General features: G+C 61.5%; 15 protein-coding genes and 1 pseudogene. 5 read left to right on the plus strand and 11 right to left on the minus strand.

The window, feature by feature from the left end:
- Nucleotides 1–192: 192 nt before the first annotated feature.
- Both ONB52_12655 and ONB52_12660 read right to left on the minus strand, forming a co-directional pair.
- Complete coding sequence (locus tag ONB52_12655; GenBank protein MDZ7416989.1) at nt 193–3,171, minus strand: serine hydrolase; 2,979 nt, start codon at nt 3,169–3,171, stop codon at nt 193–195.
- Between the two features lie 95 nt (nt 3,172–3,266).
- Nucleotides 3,267–3,677 (minus strand): hypothetical protein, encoded by a 411-nt coding sequence (locus tag ONB52_12660; protein ID MDZ7416990.1) that lies wholly within the window; start codon nt 3,675–3,677, stop codon nt 3,267–3,269.
- Between the two features lie 258 nt (nt 3,678–3,935).
- On the opposite strand from ONB52_12660, the gene ONB52_12665 reads away from it, so the two are divergent.
- Complete coding sequence (locus ONB52_12665; protein ID MDZ7416991.1) at nt 3,936–4,310, plus strand: response regulator; 375 nt, start codon at nt 3,936–3,938, stop codon at nt 4,308–4,310.
- On the opposite strand, the gene ONB52_12670 is transcribed toward ONB52_12665, so the two are convergent.
- On the minus strand, nt 4,303–4,455 hold the full coding sequence (locus tag ONB52_12670; protein ID MDZ7416992.1) for a hypothetical protein: 153 nt from the start codon (nt 4,453–4,455) through the stop codon (nt 4,303–4,305). The genes ONB52_12665 and ONB52_12670 overlap by 8 nt on opposite strands.
- Before the next feature lie 226 nt (nt 4,456–4,681).
- Here ONB52_12670 and ONB52_12675 point away from each other — a divergent pair, with 226 nt between their 5' ends.
- From ONB52_12675 to ONB52_12690, 4 genes are all read left to right on the plus strand, one after another.
- Nucleotides 4,682–5,521 carry a YIP1 family protein gene (locus ONB52_12675; GenBank protein ID MDZ7416993.1) on the plus strand — a complete coding sequence of 280 codons (840 nt, stop codon included), beginning with the start codon at nt 4,682–4,684 and terminating at the stop codon, nt 5,519–5,521.
- A 51-nt stretch (nt 5,522–5,572) separates the two neighbouring features.
- On the plus strand, nt 5,573–5,941 hold the full coding sequence (locus tag ONB52_12680) for a DUF2752 domain-containing protein (GenBank protein MDZ7416994.1): 369 nt from the start codon (nt 5,573–5,575) through the stop codon (nt 5,939–5,941).
- A gap of 19 nt (nt 5,942–5,960) precedes the next feature.
- On the plus strand, nt 5,961–6,779 hold the full coding sequence (locus ONB52_12685; GenBank protein MDZ7416995.1) for a sugar phosphate isomerase/epimerase: 819 nt from the start codon (nt 5,961–5,963) through the stop codon (nt 6,777–6,779).
- 105 nt (nt 6,780–6,884) lie between these two features.
- Nucleotides 6,885–7,157, plus strand: coding sequence for an oxidative damage protection protein (locus ONB52_12690; protein ID MDZ7416996.1), 273 nt, complete (start codon nt 6,885–6,887; stop codon nt 7,155–7,157).
- Nucleotides 7,158–7,388: 231 nt separating this feature from the next.
- Here ONB52_12690 and ONB52_12695 read toward each other — a convergent pair whose 3' ends face one another.
- The 8 genes and pseudogenes from ONB52_12695 to ONB52_12730 form a co-directional block, all read right to left on the minus strand.
- Complete coding sequence (locus ONB52_12695) at nt 7,389–10,979, minus strand: multifunctional oxoglutarate decarboxylase/oxoglutarate dehydrogenase thiamine pyrophosphate-binding subunit/dihydrolipoyllysine-residue succinyltransferase subunit (GenBank protein ID MDZ7416997.1); 3,591 nt, start codon at nt 10,977–10,979, stop codon at nt 7,389–7,391.
- An 818-nt stretch (nt 10,980–11,797) separates the two neighbouring features.
- Nucleotides 11,798–15,496 (minus strand): DUF4038 domain-containing protein, encoded by a 3,699-nt coding sequence (locus tag ONB52_12700; GenBank protein MDZ7416998.1) that lies wholly within the window; start codon nt 15,494–15,496, stop codon nt 11,798–11,800.
- 132 nt (nt 15,497–15,628) lie between these two features.
- Nucleotides 15,629–16,849 carry a DUF1015 family protein gene (locus ONB52_12705; GenBank protein ID MDZ7416999.1) on the minus strand — a complete coding sequence of 407 codons (1,221 nt, stop codon included), beginning with the start codon at nt 16,847–16,849 and terminating at the stop codon, nt 15,629–15,631.
- Between the two features lie 87 nt (nt 16,850–16,936).
- Complete coding sequence (locus tag ONB52_12710; protein ID MDZ7417000.1) at nt 16,937–18,202, minus strand: DegT/DnrJ/EryC1/StrS family aminotransferase; 1,266 nt, start codon at nt 18,200–18,202, stop codon at nt 16,937–16,939.
- Nucleotides 18,188–18,682, minus strand: a pseudogene (locus ONB52_12715) (acetyltransferase). Before ONB52_12715 ends, ONB52_12710 begins: the two are co-directional and overlap by 15 nt.
- 529 nt (nt 18,683–19,211) lie before the next feature.
- A complete protein-coding gene (locus tag ONB52_12720; GenBank protein MDZ7417001.1) occupies nt 19,212–20,216 on the minus strand; it encodes a GDP-mannose 4,6-dehydratase in 1,005 nt (334 codons plus the stop codon).
- A gap of 653 nt (nt 20,217–20,869) precedes the next feature.
- Nucleotides 20,870–21,799, minus strand: a complete 930-nt coding sequence (locus ONB52_12725; protein MDZ7417002.1) for a methionyl-tRNA formyltransferase — start codon at nt 21,797–21,799, stop codon at nt 20,870–20,872.
- Nucleotides 21,796–22,506, minus strand: a complete 711-nt coding sequence (locus ONB52_12730) for a hypothetical protein (GenBank protein MDZ7417003.1) — start codon at nt 22,504–22,506, stop codon at nt 21,796–21,798. The genes ONB52_12725 and ONB52_12730 overlap by 4 nt, the downstream gene beginning before the upstream one ends.
- Between the last annotated feature and the right edge of the window lie 18 nt (nt 22,507–22,524).

The following is a 22,524-nucleotide window of genomic DNA, read 5'->3' on the forward strand; positions in this document are numbered from 1 at the left end:
CTGCTGCGTTTGGGACGGTGACGCATTATCAACCTCGGGCAGGTGGGAAAAAATGACGGACAGGAGATGGATCGGTGCACGGCGCGAGCCACCGCCGAACCCCGCCAGGGGCTGCTGCGGCTTGCGCAGCACGCTCCGCTTGTCCGCGCGCCTCGCGGGCGAGCGGAGAAGGCGGCACAACACGCGGGCGATTCAGGGAAGGATCGCGCGCACGACGGCATCATGCAGTTGGGGACGAAACGACAGAATGCGGCGGTTTTCGCGGGTGGGATGCACGCGATTGCTGAGCAGCACCACGATCAGGCCGCGCTCGGGGTCGGTCCACAATGAGGTGCCGGTGAAGCCGGTGTGGCCATAGGCTTTGTGACGCATCAACGTGCCAGCGGAATTTTGCCCGTCCGCCGTGTCCCAGCCCAGCGCACGGCTGCTGCCCGGGACCACTTCCTGGCGGGCGGTGAACTGCGCGATGGTCTGCGCTTCGAGCAATTTCGTTTCGCCATAGCTTCCGCCATTCAACAGCATTTGCAGGAACACCGCAAGATCGCGGGCGCTGCTGAACAAACCGGCATGCCCGGAAACCCCGCCGAGACGGTAGGCATTCTCATCATGCACCACGCCATGCACCCAGCTTCCCTTGCGGCCTTCCGTCCACGTGTCGAACTCCGTTGGCGCGAGGCGCGGCAACCACTCGGCGGGTGGAAGGTAGCCGGTGTCGTGCATGCCGAGCGGCCGGAAAATTTCGTCGCGGCAAAAGGCATCGAGCGTCTTGCCGGACAGGCGTTCGACGATCTTGCCCAGCAAAATCGCACTCAAGTCGGAATACACGGTTTTGCTGGCAGTGGGATATTCGAGCGGCTCACGCAGGATGGTGTTGAGGATCTCCTCCGGCGTGCGATAATCGCGGTAGTACAGCCGAAAGGCCACCAGGCCCGCGCTGTGCGTGAGCAGATGGCGGACGGTGATTTTGTCCTTGTCCTGACCGGTAAACTCGGGCAGATAGGTTTGCACTTTTTCGTCGAGCTGGAGCCGGCCGCGTTCGTAGAGCAGCATGCAGGCGGTGGTCATGGCCACGACTTTGGTGAGCGAGGCAAGGTCATAAATCGCATGCAGCGGGGTGGGCCGGTTGAACGCACCATAGCCCAGTGTGCCGAAGGCTTCATGCAGCGCGATCTTGCCGTGGCGCGCCACCAGCAGCACCGCGCCGGGAAACACGGAATCGCGCACGGCCTGCTGCATCAGGGCACGCACCGAGTCGAGTCCCGTTTTCGTCATGCCGGCTTCCTCCGGAAAGGCCATCTGCAAGGTGGGTGCGATGGCGGCGGGCGCAACGAGAGGCACGTGGTCGCGTGCGGCGAGCGTGAGGCCGGCACCGCGCGCAAAAAATCCCGGAATGGTGATCGGCAGGCGGCCGGCGATGGCGGCGGCCCCGGCCACGGCGCGTGCGGCCGCCTGGCTCATGCGGGTCTCATCATCATAGGCCACCAGGTAAGCTGCGGCCTGCTGTACCTGGGGATAGACATAGGGATTGCCCATGCTGATCACCGCGGCCGGCACGCCGGTGGCGAGCAGCGAATCGATCATGGGCTGCATCACCCGGGGCAGGCCGATGTGCCCCTTCCAGGAACCAATGGTCGCGTATACCGGCAATACCTGCACCTGTGCCTGGCGCACCGCGGCAAGGGCACGGGCCACTTCCGGCACAGAACTGCCGGGATGCAAAGACAGCACGGCCGCCGGCTGCACGAAACGTTGCAGCTCGCGCAAAAAGGGGGTGTGATTAAAGCTGCGCGGCTCATCCCAAAGATTCACCACAACCATGCGCTGCCCCGGTGCGAGCGGCAGCAAGCCGCCCTCGTTTTTCAACAGCGTAATACTGCGCGCCGCGGCCTGTTCCGCGGCCTGCACCGCCTCCGGCCGCTGCAACCAACGGGCAACCGCCGCGGGCTCCACCCGGCGCTGCTGATGCAGCCCGATTCTGGTTTTCGCCAGCAAAATGCGGCGCACGGATTGCTCAATGCGCGCCTCCGCGATTTCGCCGCTGCGCACCCGCCGTTCGAGATCGGCGATCATCGCGGGAACATCCTCCTGCGCCAGAATCACATCCACGCCGGCGTTGAGCGCCGCGACCGTGGCAAAGGCAGCGGTGTAGTTTCTGGTGATCGCCCACATGTGCATCGCATCCGTGATGATCACGCCCTCGAAGTGCAGCCGTTCGCGCAGCAGTTGGGTGAGGATTTCCGGCGAAAGGGTTGCGGGCGCGTAGGGATTCATGGCGAAGCCGCGCACGTTGACATGGGCGGTCATGATGAAATCAACACCGGCGGCGATGGCGCGACGGAATGGCACGAGTTCGAGCTGTTCCAGACGCGCGCTGTCGGCTGCGACCAACGCCAGCTCGAGATGGGAATCCTGCCGGGTATCGCCATGGCCGGGAAAATGTTTGGCGGTGGCCAGCAACCCGCCCTGCCGGCAGCCGCGCAGGAAGGCTTCCGCAAAACGGGAAACCGTCTCCGCCTCCTCGCCAAAAGCGCGCACATTGATGATGGGATTCCCGGGATTGCTGTTGATGTCCACCACCGGTGCGAAGGTGAGGCCAATGCCCAGGGCGCGTGCCTCGCCGGCCGTATGCCGGCCCATTTCATAGGCCAGCTTGACGTCGCCGGTGGCGGCAATCGCCATATTGGGTGGAAATTCCGTGCCGCCGAAACGCGCCGTGCCATTTTCCAAATCAGCCGTGAACAACAAGGGCAGCTTGCTGAGCGCCTGCAACCGGTTGGTGAGGTGGGCCGTGGCATAGGGTTCACCGCGCCAGAGATGCAGGCCACCGAGATGATGTTGCGTGACCAGCCGCTCAATGTTCTGCAACTTGGGATCACTTTCCGGCTTGAAATCGGCGTCCAGATAATAGAAAAAAAGCTGGCCGAGTTTTTCACGCAAGGACATCCGGCGCAGGGTCTGCTCGACCCAGGAGGGTGAATCCTGCTGCAGACCCCGCGCGGGTTTGGCGGGCACCGCTTGCGCCATGAGATGGCCGGCCCATAACAAAGCCACCCCGCAGAGCACACGCCGCAGCGCGGGGGAAAACGCCACGACTCCTTGCTGCCCGGTGCGCGGCCAGGCGGCAGCACCGGCCGTCATTGTTTCGCAATAACGATGGTTCAAGAATGACATGTCAGCTCCCAAAGAACGATTGCTGGATGACAACCATGCGGGCGGAAAAAAGACAGCAAACCTTGCAGCCGGAGCCTTGCCCGCGCGCCATGCTCTCAAAAACCGGGCAGACGCTGCACGGACACCTGCCGGTTCAAAACAATTTGCCCGGGCGCGTCGCTTTCAAAGTCGCGCATTTCGACGGTCAAGTGGAACGTATCGGGGTGAATCGGACTGACGTGGATATCGACATCGAACGGTGCGGGCGGTATGCAGGCATTGTTCATGTCAAACTGGATGACCAGGTGGTCATGCCCCGCGCTGGCGACGCGCGCCGCTGGTTGCGGGGCACAGCCCTCGGCAACGACCGTCACCCGCAACAGCCGCAACAGGCGATGGAAGCGCAGTCGCAGGGAATCCGGGACGGGATGATAGGCGGGATCGGCATGCGAATAGGCGGCGATCGCCACAATATCGGTGGGGATGCCCTCATAAAGCGATGTGGGCGTCCGTCCACAACTGCACAATGCAGCCGCCGTCAGCAACAGAAGAAACCGGTGAGGCCACAACATAAAACAGCCCAAAATGAGATTACAGGAGGTTTGCCGCCAAGATAGGAAAAAGATTTGCGAAATGAAACAAAGGAATACCTTGCATTTCTCGCGGAGATTCTTATCTTCACCATCCGATTTCGCAAAAAAATCGGCTGGCGAGCATGCCGGGGGGAGCACCCTGGCAGGGCGCCTGCGCAGACAAGGAAACGCGGCAACCCAAGGAACGAAGCAATGAAGACGATCTTGGTGGTCGAGGACGAAAAGAATTTGCGTTTGCTTTATTCCCAGGAATTAAAAGCATTGGGATATCAGGTGATCGCCGCCGCCGACGGGCAGTCGGCGCGCGAACAGACACGCAACTGCAAAATTGATCTGGCCATCGTCGATATCAAGCTCAATGGTGAAAATGGACTGGACGTGCTGCGCGATTTGATGGAGGAAAACCGCGAGATGAAAGTGATCTTGAATTCTGCCTACTCCACATACATGAGCGATTTCACCAGTTGGTCGGCGGATGCCTATTTGGTCAAATCCTCGGATTTGAGCCAGCTCAAGAAGAAAGTCCGGGAGCTTACCGCCCAGGAAAACAGCCTCTATCTCATTTGAGGGCTTTCAACCAGAGACGCTCGCCCAGAGATGCCGGGGGCCAGGCGCCGCACGCCCGGCCGGTCTTCACTGCCATCCCCGCGCCCAGCTTTCTCTCCGCCCCTGATATTTCCAACACGATCGCGCAGACTTGCATACCAGTCATACAGCATTTTCCGGGCGGATGAAGTAGATCTCGTTGCGGATGATTCTGCCGGAATTTTTCCCCGGAACGGGATGTTGTCTGCGCCGGGCGAAGCACTCCAGCATCAGGGAAAGGGCCGGCAGGTTGATTGAAGTGGGCAACGATTCTTGACGCCCCCCCGCCGTCCCGGCAGGCTTGCAACCAGCCGTTTAATCCTGTGATATGCTCCTGAGCGAGGAACTGTGCCATGTCTGTTTGTCCGCGATGCCAACGAGAAATCACGACGCCGGAGGCCAGGTTCTGTCCCTACTGTGGCGCGACCATCAGCGAAGAGGGCCTGTTCGAATTCAATGCCGCCAGTGCGCCACCCTCTACTGCAGCAGAACCTCCTACTGCAATAGAACCTCCGGCCTGGTCTGCTGGCACGGCCGGACCACTGCCGCCGCCCTCCGAGGTCAAGAGATCGATCGAATGGGAAGAACGCAGCCGCGTCGGCTTTCTGCGCGGGCTGAGTCAAACCTGGAGCGACGCTTCCCTGCGGCCGACAGAGTTTTTCCGCCGCGCGCCCCGCACCGGCAACCTGGGCTCGGCGCTGCTGTTCGCCCTGCTCGTCTGGATGACTTCCGGGTTGATTGCCCTGTTTTGGCAAAGCCAAATCATGCAATCCTTCCCCATGCTGGAGCAGTTCGAGCGCGAGCTGGGGATGGAGCTGGGCCGCGGGCAATACGGCCTGTATGTTCTCCTCCTGCCGTTTTGGATGACCCTCACCATCTTTTTCGCCGCCGCCGTATTCCATGTCTGTCTTTTGCTGGTGGGCAGCGGGCAGGCCGGCTGGGAGGCAACCTTCCGTGCGCTGTGTTACAGCTTCGGGCCGCAACTGCTGGCGGTGCTGCCGGTGTGCGGCGGTTTCGTGGCCATGTTCTGGCAGCTCGGCATCCTGCTCATTGGCTGGCGGGAGTTTCACCAAAGCGCCATGCCGCGCGTGCTGCTGGCCGCCATGCTGCCGCTGTTCCTGTGCTGCGGGCTGGTCTCCTATGCCCTGTTTCGCTTTGCGGATTTCCTGTCTCACTTCAACAACACGCTCTGAAGCATGCCGCGCGCAGCACCAAAAATTCTCTGGTCGCAGGCAGGTGCCGGCGTGTTGCTGCTCCTGATCACGCTGTTGGGCTGGTGGATTGCAGGTTGGGCGGCGCCGCTCGCCGCTGCCCTGCCCCCCTGTTTGCTGCACCGCCTGCTGCACCTTCCCTGCCCGACCTGCGGCAGCACCCGCGCCCTGCTCGCCCTGGGCCGTGGCGAGATTGCCGTGGCTCTGGCAGCGAATCCGTTGCTGGGGCTGTTCGCTTTGGGCTCGCCCGCTGCCGCCGTCATGCTGCTGGTCGCGGCCGGCGCCGGTCGCGACCTGCGCCGCTTGTGGTCACCGCAAAACATCGCATCCTGGCGCCGTCTCGCGCTCGCCGCGCTGGTTCTGAATTGGATCTACCTGCTCGCCCGCGCGAGCCTGCCATAAAACCACGGAGAAGCAAACCATGCAGGTCGGACTGACCATCGGCGATTTTGACGGCAAAAAAGCCGGTGAATTGCTGGCGCTGGTGCGCCGCGTAGGGGTCAGCTTCGTCGAGCTGAATCCCACGGTGTTCAATGATCTCGAGGCCGTCATTGCCAACATGAACGGCATGGCCGCCGGCTTTCACCTGCCGCTGGTGGGAGAGCACGGCTTCGATTTCTCCTCCCTCGAGGCCAAGGAGCGCATCGATGACACCATCGCGCTGCTCAACCGCCACCGCCATGATCTCAACCTGCTCTATTGCGTGGCGCACCCACCGGAGGCCGATCCCGCCGCCGAGAACGCCGATGAGGCGCTGGAATTTCTCTATGACAATCTCCAGCGCCTGGAAATACCGGTTATTCTGGAAAACGTCGAGGCCTGGAATCACAAGGATTTTGACCGGCTGGTCGATATGAGCCGCAAGGTGCTCAAGAAAAAACTCATCGGCCTGTGCTTTGACCCGGCGCATGCCTTCCTGCGCGGCGAGGATATTTTTGCGCGCTTCAGCGCCATCGCGCAGCAGGTGGTGTGCATCCATCTTTCCGATTGCAGCCGCGGCCATGATGCCCATCTCCCGCTGGGCCGGGGCGAACTGCCCATCGCGAAATTCCTGGCACACGTCAACAAACACCACTTCGATGGCGTCATCAATCTCGAAGTCGTGCCCAAATCCATGAACGACACCCTGGCCGTGCTGGACAGCTACCTGCAGGTGTTGCGCGTCTTTCGCAAGGGCAAATTTCTCGCCACGCGGATGAAGCTGTTGCTTGGCAGGACGCAACTCGCCACCGCCCATTAAAACGGGCCGGGCACGGCACGCTGCCGGCGCCGCGCGGGGCCTCTTTCTGTCCGGGCGCAAAACAATCCGATTCTTTCGAAACCGCAAGATTTCAGAGGTGAACTTATGGCTCGCATGGTGAAATGTGTAAAGTTCGGGCGGGAAATGGTGGGACTCGACAAACCCCCGATGAAGGGACCGCTCGGTCAGCGCATCTACGAAAACGTCTCTCAGGAGGCCTGGAAGCTGTGGAAGCAGCAGATGATCATGTTGATCAATGAATATCGCCTCAACATGATGGACCCCCGGGCCCGCGAGTTTTTGGACCGGCAAACCGAGGCGTTCTTCTTTGGCGAGGGTTCCGCACTGCCGCCGGAATACACGCCGCCCCAGCAGTGAGCCGCTGCAACCGCAACGGCAACCGTGCCGGCCTCGCCTGAGGCGTTATCCCTTCTTCTTATCACCGCGGTTCCTGCTCGCGCGAAACATACCGGCTGTGCCCTCGTTCCGCCAAAAGGCTCCGCGTGCACCGGCCATCCTCTGCAATTGAACGATCAGCCCGCGGCAGGGAAACACCGGCAGCATGAGGGGATGCTGTGTCCAATGAAAACCCTTGCCGTTGCCGCGCTTTCATCCGCGTTCGAAGGCCCGCCGCACCAAATCCTCCTGCTCCAACACATGCACCTTGTGGCTGCCGGCCGCCGGGCTGCCGCTTGAAAGGCGGCCGACATACGACAAGCGGTGGCCGGCCGGCAGATGATCGCGCAGCCGCGCCTGCATGTAAATCCAGGCACCCATGTTGAACGGCTCCTCCTGCACCCAGCGCACGTCGGTGGCCTGGGGATAACGCTGCAACACCTCATCGACCGCGGCATGGGGAAACGGATAAAGCTGTTCAATGCGCACGATCGCCGCGTGCTCCAGTCGTTGCGTGCGGCGGTATTCCATCAAATCGAATGCAACCTTGCCGGTGCACAGCAACAGCAGGGCAGCCTGGCGCGGCGCCTCGGGATCATCCAGCACCGGTTGAAAGGCGCCCGCCACCAGCTCGGCTGCCGCGGCTTTGGCCCAGGGCGAGCGCAGCAGGCTTTTGGGTGTCATCACGATCAGCGGCTTGTGAATGCCGGCGTGAATCTGGCTGCGCAGCAGGTGAAAGTATTGCGCCGCCGTGCTCGGCACCGTCACCCGCATGTTGCTTTGCGCGCACAAGGTCAGAAAACGCTCGATGCGCGCGCTGGAATGCTCGGGGCCCTGGCCCTCGAAGCCGTGTGGCAGCAACAACACCAGCCGGCTCTTCTGCCCCCATTTGTATTCCCCCGAGGAGAGGAATTGATCAATGATGATCTGTGCACCATTGACGAAATCACCGAACTGTGCCTCCCACAACACCAGCGCCTCCGGCCGCATCACGGAATAGCCATACTCGAAGCCGAGCACGGCATACTCGCTGAGCAGACTGTCATAGATGATGAACGGCGCCTGCCCGGGCCGCAGGTGATTCAGCGGGGTGTATTCTGCCTCGGTGTGATAATCCACCAACACGGCGTGGCGCTGGCTGAAGGTGCCGCGTTGTGAATCCTGGCCGGAGAGGCGCACCGGCGTGCCCTCCAGCAGCAGCGAGCCGAAAGCGAACGCCTCGGCCAGACCCCACTCCACATTGTTCTCGGCGAGCATGCGGCCGCGCGCCTGTATTTGCCGGGCGAGCTTGGGATGGACGGTGAAGCCGGGCGGAAAGCGCAACAACGCCGCATTGACTTCCTCCAGAATTGCCCGCGGCACGCCGGTGGCAACCTGGCTAAGCAGAGGCGGCGAGGCGGGCCGCGGCGGCAGCGTGACTAGCTCGGGCGCCCGTTCGCGCGTTTCGCGAAATGCGGCTTCGAGTTTGCTCTGAAAATCATCGAGCATGGCCTCGGCTTCTTTGAGCGTCATCTCGCCGCGCTTGACGAGCTGTTCGGTGTAGAGTTTGCGCACGGAACGCATCTCATTGATGCGGGCATACATCAACGGCTGGGTGTAGCTCGGCTCATCGCTCTCGTTGTGGCCGTGGCGGCGATAGCACACCAAATCCACCACCACATCCTTGTTGAACGTTTGCCGGAAATCGACGGCGAGCTGAATGACGCGAATGCAGGCCTCCGGATCATTGCCGTTGACGTGAAAGATCGGTGCCTGCACCATCTTGGCGACATCGGTGGCATAGACGCTGGAGCGCGCATCCACCGGTGCGGTGGTGAAACCGATGCGGTTGTTGATGACGAGATGCACGGTGCCGCCGGTGCGATAGCCTGGCAGCGCGCTCAAATTCAAGGTTTCCGCCACCACTCCCTGTCCGGCAAAAGCCGCGTCACCGTGCAACAGCACCGGCAGGACGGTGGTGCGCTCGTTGTCGCCGCGCATGTCCTGCAGCGCGCGCGCCATGCCCTCCACCACCGGATTCACCGCCTCCAGGTGGCTGGGATTGGAGGCCAGGATGACGTTGAGGGACTGCCCGTTGGCGCCCACGTGCCGGCCGGTGGCGCCCAGATGATATTTTACATCGCCTGTGCCCTCGCGGCTGGTGGGATCGGGATTGTCGTCGAACTCGCGAAAAATCGACGCATAGGTTTTGCCGATGATGTTGACCAGCACGTTGATGCGGCCGCGATGGGCCATCCCCATCACCACGTCGGTGACGCCGTGCGCGAGCGCCCGCTCGAGCAGAAAATCCAGCATGGGAATCAGAGCCTCCGCGCCCTCCAGACTGAAGCGCTTGTGGCCAACGTACTTGGTGTGCAGGAAACGCTCGAAGGCCTCGGCAGAATTCAGCTTTGCCAGGATGCGGCGCTTGTCGGCGGCGGTGAGCCAGTCACGGCGCCGGCTGCCCTCCACGCGCTGCTGCACCCATGCCTTTTGCTCCGGCTCCTGGATGTGCATGTATTCGATGCCGATGGTATGACAATAGGCGTCGCGCAGGATGTCGAGAATTTCGCGCAACGTGGCCCGCTGCCGGCCGCCCAGGCCGTCGGTGATGAACTCCCGGTCATAGTCCCACAGGCTCAGGCGGTAGCGTGCCGGATCCAGCTCGGGATGTGACTGTGCCTCGCTGCTGAGCGGATTCAAATGGGCCAGCAGGTGGCCGCGCACGCGGTACATATTGATGAGTTGAATGACGCGCGCCTCCTTCTCGACCATGCCGTCCTCGCCCAGGCTGCCGTCGAAGGAGGGATTGCGGTCGCGTTCCAGCCGCACGGGGTGATAGGGAATGTGCAGGCTCGCGAAGATCTCATCGTAAAAGCCCTCCTCCCCCAGCAAAAGCTGATGCAGCTTCTGCAGGAACAGCCCGCTCTCCGCGCCTTGAATGATGCGATGATCATACGTGCTGGTCACCGTCATCACCTTGCTGAGGCCCAGCCGCGCGATGGTGGCGGGATCCGCCGACTGATACTCGGGCGGATACTCGATGGCGCCGGTGGCGATGATCGCCCCCTGGCGCGGCAGCAGCCGTGGCACGGAATGCACCGTGCCAATGGTGCCGGGGTTGGTGAGCGTGATGGTGGTGTCGGCGAAATCCTCCGGCCGGGCTTGATTGGCGAGCGTGCGGCGCACGATGTCGTTGTAGGCGTTGAAGAATGTGGCAAAATCCATGGTGTCCGCCGCCTTGATGTTGGGCACGAACAGTGCGCGGCTGCCGTCCTTGCGTGCCACGTCCACCGCCAGACCGAGGTTGACGTGCGGCGGCGTGACTTTGTAAAACGTGCCCTGCTGCTCGAAAAAGTAGCTCGCCATCACCGGCATCTGCTTGACCGCCTTCACGATCGCCCAGGCGATGATATGCGTAAAGCTCATCTTGGTGCCGGCGGTGTCCAGCAAATATTGATTGATGGCGCGGCGGTTCTCCTCCAACAGCTTCACTGGAATCATGCGCACCGAAGTGGCCGTGGGAATCTCCAGGCTGGCAGCCATGTTTGCCACGATCCTGGCCAGGCCGCCGCGTATCGGCACCGCGCCGGCAGGCAATTCCGGCGGGGCGGGAGCCGCCACCACGGCCGGCGCGCTGACCCTCACTGTGGCAGAGGACGCCGGCGTGTTGATCGGGCGATAATCATCAAAGAAATCGCGCCAGCTTTCTGCAACAGAGTCCGGATGCTCGGCATACTGATGATACATCTCTTCAATCAACCAGGCATTGGGGCCGAAGGCCTTGGCGCCTTCCGGTTGCGGATTGCCGTTTTGATTTGACATAAGGCTCTTATGGTTGGTTGGTGTTTTGTCGGGGAAACGAATGCGCGGAGAAGCAGGCTGTTCGTGCGGCCTGCGCCCGCGGTTGATTGAATGCCGCGAAATATACTGTGCGCCTGCCCAAGCTGCAACAGAAAACACCGCCGTTTGTCGCCTCCGCCCGGTGGAGGCAGGTGCCGCCTCGAAAAACGGGCGGCAAAAACAGCTCCAGCGGAGCGGCCAGGGCCTCCGTCAATCCCTCTCCGCACAGGTGTCCCGGCATATTGCACCCCCGAATAATTCCAGATCGAGATGGAGAAAGGCTGCCGCCCGGAGCGTCAGCGAACCACCTCGGGCATGCCGTTCTTGCAAGACTTGGGATGATGCCTTGCATTTATTCCCGGGGCCCGGCGCGCTGCTCCTTCTCTGTCCGCCGATTGCGCCGGTGGCAATCTTAGCCGTTTGTTTTTGCTGGAGGGCGAGGTTGAAGCTTTGCACTCTGCAATTCAAACCTCAACCCCGGCTGGTGCACGGTAAACGTGAATTCTGCAATCCCCGCCGCTCGTGAGCGGCTGTTCAAAAATGAATTTTTGCTGCTTCAGCAGCGACCCGCAAAGGGGCGGGGCTACAAAAATTGACGTAACAGTGCACCCGCATATCCGGCAAATCCCACGAACGCTGTGCCGGAATACCTTTGCAGCAAACGTGTCACCCAAGTGGCGCCGGTTTCAGCAACTGTAACTGTTGGGGCGCCGCATGCGCGACGATCATGCGGCAGGCCGGGAAGAGTGTCGCCGGTATGCTTGACAAGTGTGCGTGGGGACCTGCCAGACTTTGCCGGGTTATCTCTCCACCACAAGGTATGCCACACACTCTGCGGCCGGCGGTTTCAACGTCAGCGCAGCGTCCGCTTCGCCGGAGAACACCGTGCTCCACAAGCCGGTTTTGGTGTTGAACCACTGCCCTTGTATGCGGCCACGGGCTTGCGGGAGTTTGACTTTGAAACTGCCCTCGTCCGCTGCATATACGACGTATGCGACACCGGGAGTGCCGGCAAGCCAGCGGCCATTGCCCAGCCCCGCAAAGTGCGTGAATTCCCACCAGCGAATCTCATAATGACTGTCGTTGGTCCAGAAATCGCGCAAGATGGTCATCACATGGTTGGCCGTTTCCCGCGGGGCTGCCGGCAGGCTCGTCCCCGCCGTGCGCTCCTGATGGACACAAAATCCGCCCGCCATCACCGTCTGCCACACGGTGCGTCGCACGCGGTCATCATCGCGCGGGTCCGGGCCATCGAACACCGCCCGCAGCAACGGTTGCATGACATTGGGCGCTTCCGGCAAATCTGCCTGGAATTCCGTCTGCAATTTTACATAGGCGTGATTGTAGGGATCGTTGGCCGCCAACAGCGCCGCCAATGCCGGCCCCGCGTATGCGGAGGCTTCGCTCACATCGGTAATTGCCGTCACCCAAACGACGTTGCAGGCGGCGTAGCGATTGATGAGATAGCGCACAAAACGGCTCAGGTGCTCGGGTGAGGCGGCTTGCATCTCCAGCGGCCACAACGGCAGACCCGCCACCAGCCCGTGTTCGTTCAACCATGCCACCCGCTGATCGAGGTTTTGCCAGAAAGTGGGATTCAGGCGATTCCAATCATCTCCCGGAAAAGCGGACTCCAGGGGATTGTCATTGCCGTTTGCCACCACCGGCTGATAACCCATGACAAGAAAAAAATTGTAGCCCTGTGCGGCACGCGTGGCAACATACTTTTGAAAATCCTGCCGGCTCGCCAGCGCGGGTGTGCGAAAAGAGGTTTGCAGATCACCCACGAGAAAAAAGGGGGTGCCGTCAGCATACGCCAGCGTGCGCGGTGCACTGGCGGACGACAAAACGTGGCCGCGGCTGGAGACATGGGCGGCCGGCAGTGTGCCACGGCAAAGCAACTGTCCCTGCCGGCCGTGGAGTCCGGCATCGTTCGATTTCGACGTCCAGACCCATCGGCCGGCCGCAGTCGGTGCGAAACGCACGCCAAAAGTGCGGTCGCCATCCCAGAAGCCCGCCACCGTTATCGTTTTTCCCTGAGCCGGGCCGGAAACGCCGGTGAAGGTGACCGTCACTTCCGGACCATCGCGATAAGGATTCTCGCCTGCGTTTGCCGCAGTGAGATAAAGATCGTAGACCTCGTACAACGCCACGTGGGCGGCACTGTCCGGTGGCGTGGTCAGCGTGAACTCCCTGGCATCCGTCACGTGGCCCTGCACGTCCCGCGCGAGCGCGCGCAAATGGTATTTTTTGGAAGGCCCCAAATCGGTGAGTATGACCGAATGCCGGTGGCTGAAATCGCGTTCATCCGTGGTTTTGCCGCCGTATTCCATATCCAAACCGTACTCGATTTGCGCGCTGGCCGGTGCCGAGGTCTCCCACTGGATGAGTGCAGCCGTGGGCGAGAGCAATTTGCTGCTGAGGTTGCGGATCTGCGGCGGGGCTGCAGCGAGGGCCTCGGCGGTGGCCACGAGCAGCTCCGGTTGGGAATGGAGGGACTCCCGCGAATCGAACGATACCGGTTTTTCACCGGCGCCGATCAGGGCCAGATCATAGGTACCGTTGCCGGTGATCACCCCGGTGAGATCAAAAGCATGCCATTGCCCGGCTTGCACCGCGGAGAGGCGCCCGATCGGCGGCGTGGTGACCGCCGGCTTCGACAACCAGGTGACCTCCCTTTCGCTCCATGGTTGTTGCAAGAGATGCAGATTGCCACCGCTTCTGCCTGACTGCCGGCCGTGCAGCCGCAGGACCGCCGCCTTGATCTCACCGCTCACTCCGGTCACTTCGAAGCGCAGATAACTTTCCCAGCCATTGCCAGCCAGCAAATTGACGCCGCCAAAGTTGCCCTGCGCGCGCGTGACGCCAAAAATGCCCGGGGCTTCCACCGCGGCATCCGCGCCCGGTGTAAAAAGATGGAGGCCGCCGGCAGGCGTGGTGAAGGTTTGATCGGCAGACGGCACGCGGTTTCCTGATTCATCGAGCGCGATGACGCGGTAATGATAAATCTGATTGGGCGAGAGTCCGGTCAGGGTGATGGTGAAGCTGGTCGCGGGCGGCCCGAGCACCGGCGTTTGCCGGCCATACGCCGGTGTGCTGCCATACTCGACATAACCGACGGCCGGCACGTTGGTGCGCCAGCGCAGGCGCGCCGCGTTGGCATAGAGACTTTGTGTGACGGGCTCTTCCAGCATCACCGGAGCAACGCCGGCTTCCGGCAGGAACTCTTTCACCACCAGGTTGGAATAGACCGGCCCGATCATCGCCGGGTATTGATTGCCCTTGAAGCGGGTTTCGAAATCACCGCTCACCGTGCAATCGCGGCCGAGAAAAAGATAGCGCAACGCGAGCGGGCTGGCATGCGTGTGCGTGGCCGCGAGCCGGCCGTTGCGAAAATACTGCAATTGCCGCCCCTGCCAAATCACCGTGAGGTGGTAAGTCTGTTCCCGCTCCCAATCATCCCACACGATGGTGCTCTGCTCGTTGCTGTTGTCCGTGAAGGAAAGCAGCTTGACGCCGGGTTTGTAATTGAAGCCGGTGTGCAGATCCCACAGCGTCTCGAGGTTTTCGACGATGTTGTGATCCCCAAAGGGCTGGCGAAACATGCTCAGGACATGGTGGCGCTCGGCGGCGTTTTGTTCGGCCGGCTTGAAGTTGTCGAGTTGAATGGTGAGGGCACCATTTTCGACATAGCGGCCGAGATCATAAACAATCATGTCCTCCGGGCCGGTGACCTGCCAGCCCCTGCCGGTGAATTGCCCGCCGGAGCGCGCACCCAAAGTTTGGCTGTGCAGCGGATCCTCGAGCACGACTTGCTCGCGCACCGCGGCGGCGGCGGGGTATATTTTGAAATCATCGACCACCCATTCGCCGTTGACTTCGGTGTAGTCGGCTGCCAGCTCGACAAAGTATTGATCGGCGGGGGTGAGGCCGGGCAGTGCAAAAATTTCGGCGTAGGCGGTGATCCACGTTGCCCCATCGAACGAATATTCAAAGTGAATCGTCCCGGCAGTGAGGCGCAGCCGCAAATAGCACGGCCCGGCGAGCGTCACCTCTTCCGCCACTTCGCGGCCGCCGACCTCACGATTTCTGCTCCACCGCACGTAGAGTTTGACGGGCGCATTGGGTGAGGCCCGGTAGGTGTAGAAGCGATAGCTGTTGGGTTCCTGCGAGAAGCCGGTGGCAGCGTTGCTGTTGGCCGTCGGCGAAATGCCGAGCGCACCATCGCCATTGGGTTGCAGAACTTTGATCTGCACGATTTTGTTTTGCAGGGAAAATTTTTGCGCGGTGTGAATCCAGCCACTGGTGCGGCCGGTGGAGCGCAGATGCAATGCCCCGTTCTCGACGGTGGAAAGATTGCCGGCATGCCGGCCGAACACCCATTTCGCAGCGGCCGGGGGCGGCTGATTGAAATCCTCGTTGAAAACGGCATGCTGGCCGTGCAGGCTCGCGGCCGTTGCCAGCAACGTCATCGCGCCTGCTCTGAGCAAACGAAACATGCAATCACTCCTGCCTGAATTGTGCAAGCCATTTGATGGTTACTGGAGTGGGCAGTCCGCGGCAATGTGTCTCCGCATGCCGGCAGGCAGGAGTTCGCAACAAGTGTTTGCTGCCGCGCCTCCCGCGCGCCCTCAGAATGGGTGCACGAACAGCCCCGAGCGCAGCTTGGGTTCAAACCATGTCGATTTCGGCGGCATCAGCGCACCGGCGTCGGAGACCCGCAGTAATTCTTCGAGCGGGGTGGCGTGCATGCTGATGGCCATTTGCGCCGTCCCGCTGTCGACCATTTGCTGCAGTGTCGCAACACCGCGCGCCCCGCCGACAAACTCCAGGCGCGTATCCGTGCGCTGATCGTGAATGCCGAAATAAGGTGCGAGAATTTGTTCCTGCAGCCGGGTGACATCCAGTTCCGCGGTGGGTGTGGCCGAAGTGGCGGGTTTGAGCGTCAACCCATGCCAGTTGCCATTAACATACAAGCTGATCTCGCCTTTGCGCAAGGGCGAGGGCGGGGCATTGTCGGTTACCAAAAAGTCACGGCGTAATTGCTGCAGAAACTCGTGTGGTTGCCAGCCCGCCAGGCCGCGCAGCACACGATGGTAGGGCAAAATGCGAAGTTGTTCCGCGGGAAAAAGAGTGGCAGGGAAAAAATTGTATTCTTCCCCGCCGGTGTGCGCGGCATGTAGTTCACGCAGGCGCGCACAAACCCGGCTGGCACCGGCGGAGCGATGATGGCCATCCGCAATGTACAGGCGCGGCACGGCGGCAAAAGCCCGGACCAGCGCCATCGGCTGCTGCACCTGCCAAAGCGTGTGCTGCACCCCGTCTGGCGCGCGAAAATCCAGCAGCGGCGGCAGGCGGCATGCCGCCGCCACCAGCGCGTTGATCTCGTCACGGCCGCGATAGGCGATCAGCACTGCTTCCGCATGAGCCGAGAGCGCCAGCATGTGTTGCACCCGGTCTTGCTCCTTGTCCGGCCGGGTGTTTTCGTGCTTGCAGATGACGCCCCGGTCATATTCCTCCACGCTGCAACAGGCCACCACCCCGGTTTGGGCGTGTTCCGCCGTTTCTAGACGGTAAATGAACAAAACCGGGCCGGGGCTGGCATACAGCCAGCCTGCCCTGATGAAACTCGCGAAATTTTCGCGGGCACAGCGATAGACACGCTCATCATAGGGCGGGGTATTCTCCGGCAGATCGATTTCTGCGCGCACCACGCGCAGGAAGCTGCACGGGTTGCCTTGCGCCAGTTGTCGCGCCTCGGCGGCGGTGACCACATCGTAAGGCGGACAGGCGAGCCGCGCCACCAGCTCCGGCCGCGGCAGGAACATCGGGGCAGGACGAATGAGAGCCATGTTTGCGCAAACTCCTGTTGCTCAGTGTATGCCCGCAAGCGGGGAATTGGAGCGGGAAAATGGGGCTGCTCCCCGGCTGGTTGCGCCTCAATCCTGTTGCGCCACCGCCCGTTTCACCTGCTCCGCCACATATTCCACCTGTGCCCTGCCCAAAAAGGAGTGAAACGGCAGGGCCAGCGTGGTTTCATAAAGCAGCCGGGAGTTGGGGCAGGCCTCCTGCGCGGCGAACACCGGCTCGCAATGCTGGGCATAGGTGCCGATGGTGGCGTGCAGATTTTGCTTTTTCAACGCCGCCATCAAATGATCGCGCAGCTTTTCTTCCTTCACCCGGCAGACAAAAGCCTGATAGGTGTGAAAGGCGTTGGGATCGCAATATGGCGGTGTCAATTCCGCGAGGCCGGCGAGCTGCTCGCGATAAAGCGCGGCAAACTCCTGGCGGCGTTCGAGCAGGGCGGGCAGATGGCGCAATTGCTGCAGGCCGATGGCGCAGTTGATGTCACTCAGCCGGAAGTTGTAGCCCAGATGCTGGAAGCGATAACGCAGCGGTCCGCCGGCCTTGTACTTGTCCGAGGCGTCGACGCCGAGTGAGGAGATCTGCCGCACGCGTTGATAAAGCACGGCATTGTTGGTGACCACCGCGCCGCCTTCGCCGGTGGTGATGATCTTGCGGCCGTGAAACGAATAGCAGGCCAGGTCGGAGCACTCGCCCGGCACCACGCCGTCATAGCGCGCGCCAATGGCGCAGGCGGCATCCTCGATCAGTGCCAGGCCGTGAGCCTTGCACCAGGCCTGCAGCTCGCGCATCGGCGCCATCTGGCCAAAAGTGTGCACCACCATCACCGCCCGGGTGTTGGCCGTGCACAGCGCCTCGAGTTTGTCCAGGTCGAGATTGTAGGTGTCGAGGCGGACGTCAACGAAGCGGGGCCGGGCGCCGGCATGCAGCACGGCCATGCCGGAGGCGGGAAAGGAAAAATCCGCCACCAGCACCTCGTCGCCGGGACCAATCTCCAGGGCGAGCAACGAGGCGAACAGCGCCGAGGTGCAACTGTTCATCGCCACGGCATACTCGCAGTGCGACAATTCCGCCAGCTTCTTCTCGAAGCGTGCCGACTCACTGCCGCAGCCCGCCACCCAGCCGGATTGCAGCACACTCGCCACCGCCGCGTGCGTGTCCTCATCGAAATTGTGATGCACGAAACGAATGCCGTCCACGCCGGCGCGCAACACTTCCGGCCGCTGCTCCCCCAGGCCGGGCAGGGCGTAGGCGCGCTTGCAGGAGACACAGACGAACTGAAAGAGATTGCTGCCGGCAATGTGATAGTCCCGGTGCAGATGATGGCCGCAGACGCACACGTAGCCGATGATGCGCCCGGGATTCCCCACCACCAGCGCATGCGGCGGCACGTTCTTCACCACCACCGCCCCGGCACCGATCATGCAGTATTCCCCCAGACGCACGCCGCAAACGATCGTGGCATTGGCGCCAATGGAAGCGCCTTTTTCCACCACCGTCTCCACCACCCGCCAGGTGGTGTGATGCGAGCGCGGCAGCAGATCGTTGGTGAACACCGCATGCGGGCCGACGAAAACTTCGTCGTGCAGCGTCACGCCATGATAAACCGACACGCCGTTTTGAATTTTGACGCCGTCACCGACGGTGACGTAGTGATCGATGTAAACATCCTTGCCGAGCACGCAGTTTTTGCCGATTTTCGCGCCCTCGCGCACATGCACATAATGCCAGATCTTCGTGCCCTCACCGATGATGGCCTGGTCGGAAACCACGGCGGTCTCATGAATGAACACGTTTTTCCGGGTCACATTTTTTTGCATCTCTCTTCCTGCCTCGAGGAGTGGGAGGTTTCACAACCGCGGCGTCATGCCCGCCCGGCTTGTCGTATCACGCCGGAGAAATGATCACGCCTGCAAAGTTTTTTGAGCGGCGAAGACGCCGGCAGCGCAAACCATAAAAGCCCGGCGTCCTTCGCGGCTTTACGGGTCAAATTCGGTTGCAGAATGGATGCCGCGCTGTGGCAGCATGCGGGAAAAACTTTTACAACCGCGAAGATTCAGTGAGACACAGCTTTTCCCGGATTAAAGCAGATACAGGAAAAAATCGGCATCAAACAGCAGTCATCCGTGTCCCAGAGGAGAATTGCGGCCGAAGCTGCGTAACGACTTGCCCACCAGCCCAACGCAGAAAAGCCGCACGCCTGCCACACAACACCGGCATACCGTGCTTTCCGGAGACGGTGGCGCGTTGCGCGGAAGGGGGAGTCGCTGAAACGACGTGACGGTGCTGCTGCAAACCGATCTTGACCGGCGAGCGGGGGAACTGCGGTGGAGTGGGGAGCCGGTGCTTTCATCCGGCGCGCGCCCGCACGTCACGCTCCGCCTGCGGCGCATGCGTGTACCAATCCAGCGTGCGGCGCAGCCCTTCTTCGAAACTGACGGCCGGTTTGAAGCCCAGCAGTTCCTGCGCGCGGCGAATATCACCGCGGTGGCGCCGCACATCGGCCGGTCGCGCCGGCCGGTATTCAACAGGCCCCTCATAGCCAAAATAGGCGCAAATGCCGGTGATTACCTCCGCAATGCTGATCTCCCGGCCCGAGGCGAGATTGATGACCTGGCCGCGCGCTGCCGGGGTTTCGCAGGCGGCAATCAAACCGGCAACGGTGTCGGAGACGAAAAGGAAGTCGCGCGTCTGCTGGCCATCGCCATAGATTACGGGTTTCTCGCCGCGCCGCAGACGGGCCGCGGTCAGGGGAATTACCGCCTCCAGGCCGCGATCGCAATTTTGCCGCGGGCCGTAATTGTTGAAGGGCCGGATAATGGAGACCTCGGCACCGAAAGTGTGTGCAAAGCTGAGTGCCATCAAATCCGCTGCGGCTTTGCCGGCGGCATACGGCGTGGCCGGCGCATAGGGATGATTTTCATCCATCGGAAAGATTTGTGCGCTGCCATAGGCTTCCGAGGAGGAACAGTGTATCAGAGTCCGGAAAGCGCCTTTGCGCTGCAGATAAAGCAGCGTGGTCATGATCTTCACATTCACCAGGTAGGCGCCTTCCGGGTTGATGAAACTGTAAAGCAGCGCCTTGGTGGCGAGGTTAAAAACGATCTCCGTGCGATGCGTGCTGATGATATGGTCCAGCGCGGACAGATCCGCGGCATCCTCCCGGTAAAAATGAAAAGCTGGCGACTGCCGCGCCTGCGCCAAATTGTCCAGGCTGCCGAGAAAAAGATTGTCAACCGCCACCACGGTCGCCGCGCCGCCGGCGAGCAGGGCATCAACCAAATGGCTGCCAATGAAGCCGGCGCCGCCGGTCACGAGTATCGACTTTCCCTTGATGGAGCAGGTTGTTGGCATGGGTGGCAAGGAATCGGCCCTCCAGTCTGTTACAACCTGAATGTTGCATGGGGCATGTTGGCTTCACCGCCTGTGGTTGAAATCGCAGGCTCAAAGCTCAAGTCGGCTAAAACCGACTTGTCAGCCGATTGGTGGGCAACCGCCTTCAGGTGGTTTCAGCTTTGAGCCTGAACATTTATTCTCAGGCGTAAGGTGGCAAAAAGAGGATGCATAATTCAGGTACAGGAAAAATTTTTGCAGAACAGGCAAAAACTCACGCAGCAAGCAGGGCGCAGAGAGGCACCGCAAAAATTTTGAAAGCTTTCTCCGGGCGTTGCTCGCGGGGACTTTGCGCCCCGGCGTGCTTTTTGTGTTCTGTCTCCGGCTCGTCCGGGTTGGGATCAGCCGAGGAAAATTATTATGACCGCGAAGATTTTTTAGAACACGGCCTTTCGCAGATGAATGCCGATATAAAAAGTCAGTGTTGATCAGCGGTCTTCTGTGGTCCAGCCATTTCGGCCGCGGCTTGAAAGCCGGGTGGCATCATGCAGTTGAAAACCGAAACCGATTTTGGACAACTTCAAACCGGCTTTGGGCAAAAGCGGTGGGCGCGGTCGCCTTTCTTTTCCCGGCCTGCCATTCTGATTTTCTTCCCGGCCTCCGCCTCAACGATTTCACAACGGCTGGGCCGTTTCGGATTGTTCGAACACGACCTCATCCCGGCCGAAAAAATCGCGTGCGTTTTTCACTTCCGTCTCCTCCGCCACCAGGATGGTCTCCAGGCCGAGCCACCGACCATCGCCGGCGCGCACGGCGGTGTGCAGGCCGCGGCGGGGTGCGAGCGTGGCTTTCACGAGGCGCACGCGCTCGCCGCGGTAGTGCGTGAAGGCGCAGGGATAGGGCAGCGTTTGCGCCCGAATAAAATCATAAAGGCGCTGTGCCGGCCAGCGCCAGTCAATTTGGCCGTCCGCCGGGCTGCGCGGCGGGAAGTACGTGGCCCGGGATTCGTCCTGCGGCCATGACCGTGCGGTGCCCTGCAGAATGCGGGGAATATGTTCGACCACCAGACGGCCGGAGATGCGGTTGAGCCTGGCGATCATCTCTTGCACATCATCATGCGCCCCGATCGTCACGGCCTCCTGCGCGACCAGGGGGCCGGTATCGACCCGGTCTTCCAAATAAAACAGCGAGGCGCCGGTTTCCGCCTCGCCCTGAATCATCGCCCACACCAGCGGTGAACCGCCGCGATATTTGGGCAGCAGCGACCAGTGCATGCCAACCGCGCCCAGCGGCGCGAGCGCCCGCACTCTGGCAGGAATGAGATGATACCAGCCAATCACCACCAGCAACTGCGGCTGCCACTGCCGCAAGGTTTGCACAACGTCTTCATCAAACTTGCGCTGAAAGGTGAGCAGTGGAAGGTTGCAGGCTGCGGCAAGATCATGAAACGAGCGGTGCCGCAGGTTTTGGACTTTGCCCTTCGCATATGAAATTTCGAACTCGGGCGGGCCGGTCACCACGCCGGCGACCGGCAGGCCGGCGGCCAGCATTTGTGCGAGACAGTAATGCCCTGTGTCCGTGGTGCCGAAGAAAACGATGCTCATGCCGTCAGAAAGTCCTGCAACAAACCGGTGGCCAGTTGCCGCCGTCGAATGTGGGCGGCGAGGTCGAGAAAAAACGCCCGCGCGCCATAACCACCGGCCACGTGCCGGGCGAGTTGCTCCGGATCGTGCTGCAGCGGTTTGGCCGCACGATAATGCGCCGGCGTCAGGGTGTTGAGATAGAGATGAATCGGGTGAAAATTGAAAATGCAGCGGGAAGGGCCGGCGGGCAGCCACGCGGCGCTGAAGCGCGCCCCCGCTTCGACCGTCAACCAGATGTCATCCTCCCAGAACACCGGCAGCCGCAGCAAGCCGTTATGATGCACGAATGGTTTCATCCCGGCGACGCGGTAGCACAGGAGATTGCGATCATAGCGGAAGCCGCAGCGCCGGAACAAGTCCAGCAGCGGAGTGCTGCACACCATGGCATGGGTGGCAACGCCCTGGGCGCGGGGATGAAGCCGCTGCAACGCCGCAAGCCGGTGTTCGCATTCCGCCAGTGTCACCTCGCTGCAGTTGGGATGCAGGCCGATTTCCCAGCGACCCGCTTCGCGTGCGGACAACGCGGCATATGCACCGGTGACGAAGATCGTGACCGGCAAATCATGCTCCCGGAAGAGCTGCAGCGCCGCCTGCAAAACTTCCTCGTGGCACCAGTCGGTATCCAGCGTCAGGTAGATGGTTGGCAGTGATGCAAACGCTTCAGACACAGCGCACCCGCTGATCGG

Source organism: candidate division KSB1 bacterium, from assembly GCA_034506255.1.
In the GTDB taxonomy this organism is placed as follows: Bacteria; Zhuqueibacterota; Zhuqueibacteria; order Zhuqueibacterales; family Zhuqueibacteraceae; genus Coneutiohabitans; species Coneutiohabitans thermophilus.

What these genes read in the sequence shown, in the direction of transcription:
- ONB52_12655 (MDZ7416989.1), bottom strand. Translation starts at nt 3,171, where the DNA reads ATGTCATTCTTGAACCATCGTTATTGCGAAACAATGACGGCCGGTGCT.
- ONB52_12665 (MDZ7416991.1), top strand. Translation starts at nt 3,936, where the DNA reads ATGAAGACGATCTTGGTGGTCGAGGACGAAAAGAATTTGCGTTTGCTT.
- ONB52_12670 (MDZ7416992.1), bottom strand. Translation starts at nt 4,455, where the DNA reads ATGACTGGTATGCAAGTCTGCGCGATCGTGTTGGAAATATCAGGGGCG.
- ONB52_12675 (MDZ7416993.1), top strand. Translation starts at nt 4,682, where the DNA reads ATGTCTGTTTGTCCGCGATGCCAACGAGAAATCACGACGCCGGAGGCC.
- ONB52_12685 (MDZ7416995.1), top strand. Translation starts at nt 5,961, where the DNA reads ATGCAGGTCGGACTGACCATCGGCGATTTTGACGGCAAAAAAGCCGGT.
- ONB52_12690 (MDZ7416996.1), top strand. Translation starts at nt 6,885, where the DNA reads ATGGCTCGCATGGTGAAATGTGTAAAGTTCGGGCGGGAAATGGTGGGA.
- ONB52_12695 (MDZ7416997.1), bottom strand. Translation starts at nt 10,979, where the DNA reads ATGTCAAATCAAAACGGCAATCCGCAACCGGAAGGCGCCAAGGCCTTC.
- ONB52_12700 (MDZ7416998.1), bottom strand. Translation starts at nt 15,496, where the DNA reads ATGTTTCGTTTGCTCAGAGCAGGCGCGATGACGTTGCTGGCAACGGCC.
- ONB52_12705 (MDZ7416999.1), bottom strand. Translation starts at nt 16,849, where the DNA reads ATGGCTCTCATTCGTCCTGCCCCGATGTTCCTGCCGCGGCCGGAGCTG.
- ONB52_12720 (MDZ7417001.1), bottom strand. Translation starts at nt 20,216, where the DNA reads ATGCCAACAACCTGCTCCATCAAGGGAAAGTCGATACTCGTGACCGGC.
- ONB52_12725 (MDZ7417002.1), bottom strand. Translation starts at nt 21,799, where the DNA reads ATGAGCATCGTTTTCTTCGGCACCACGGACACAGGGCATTACTGTCTC.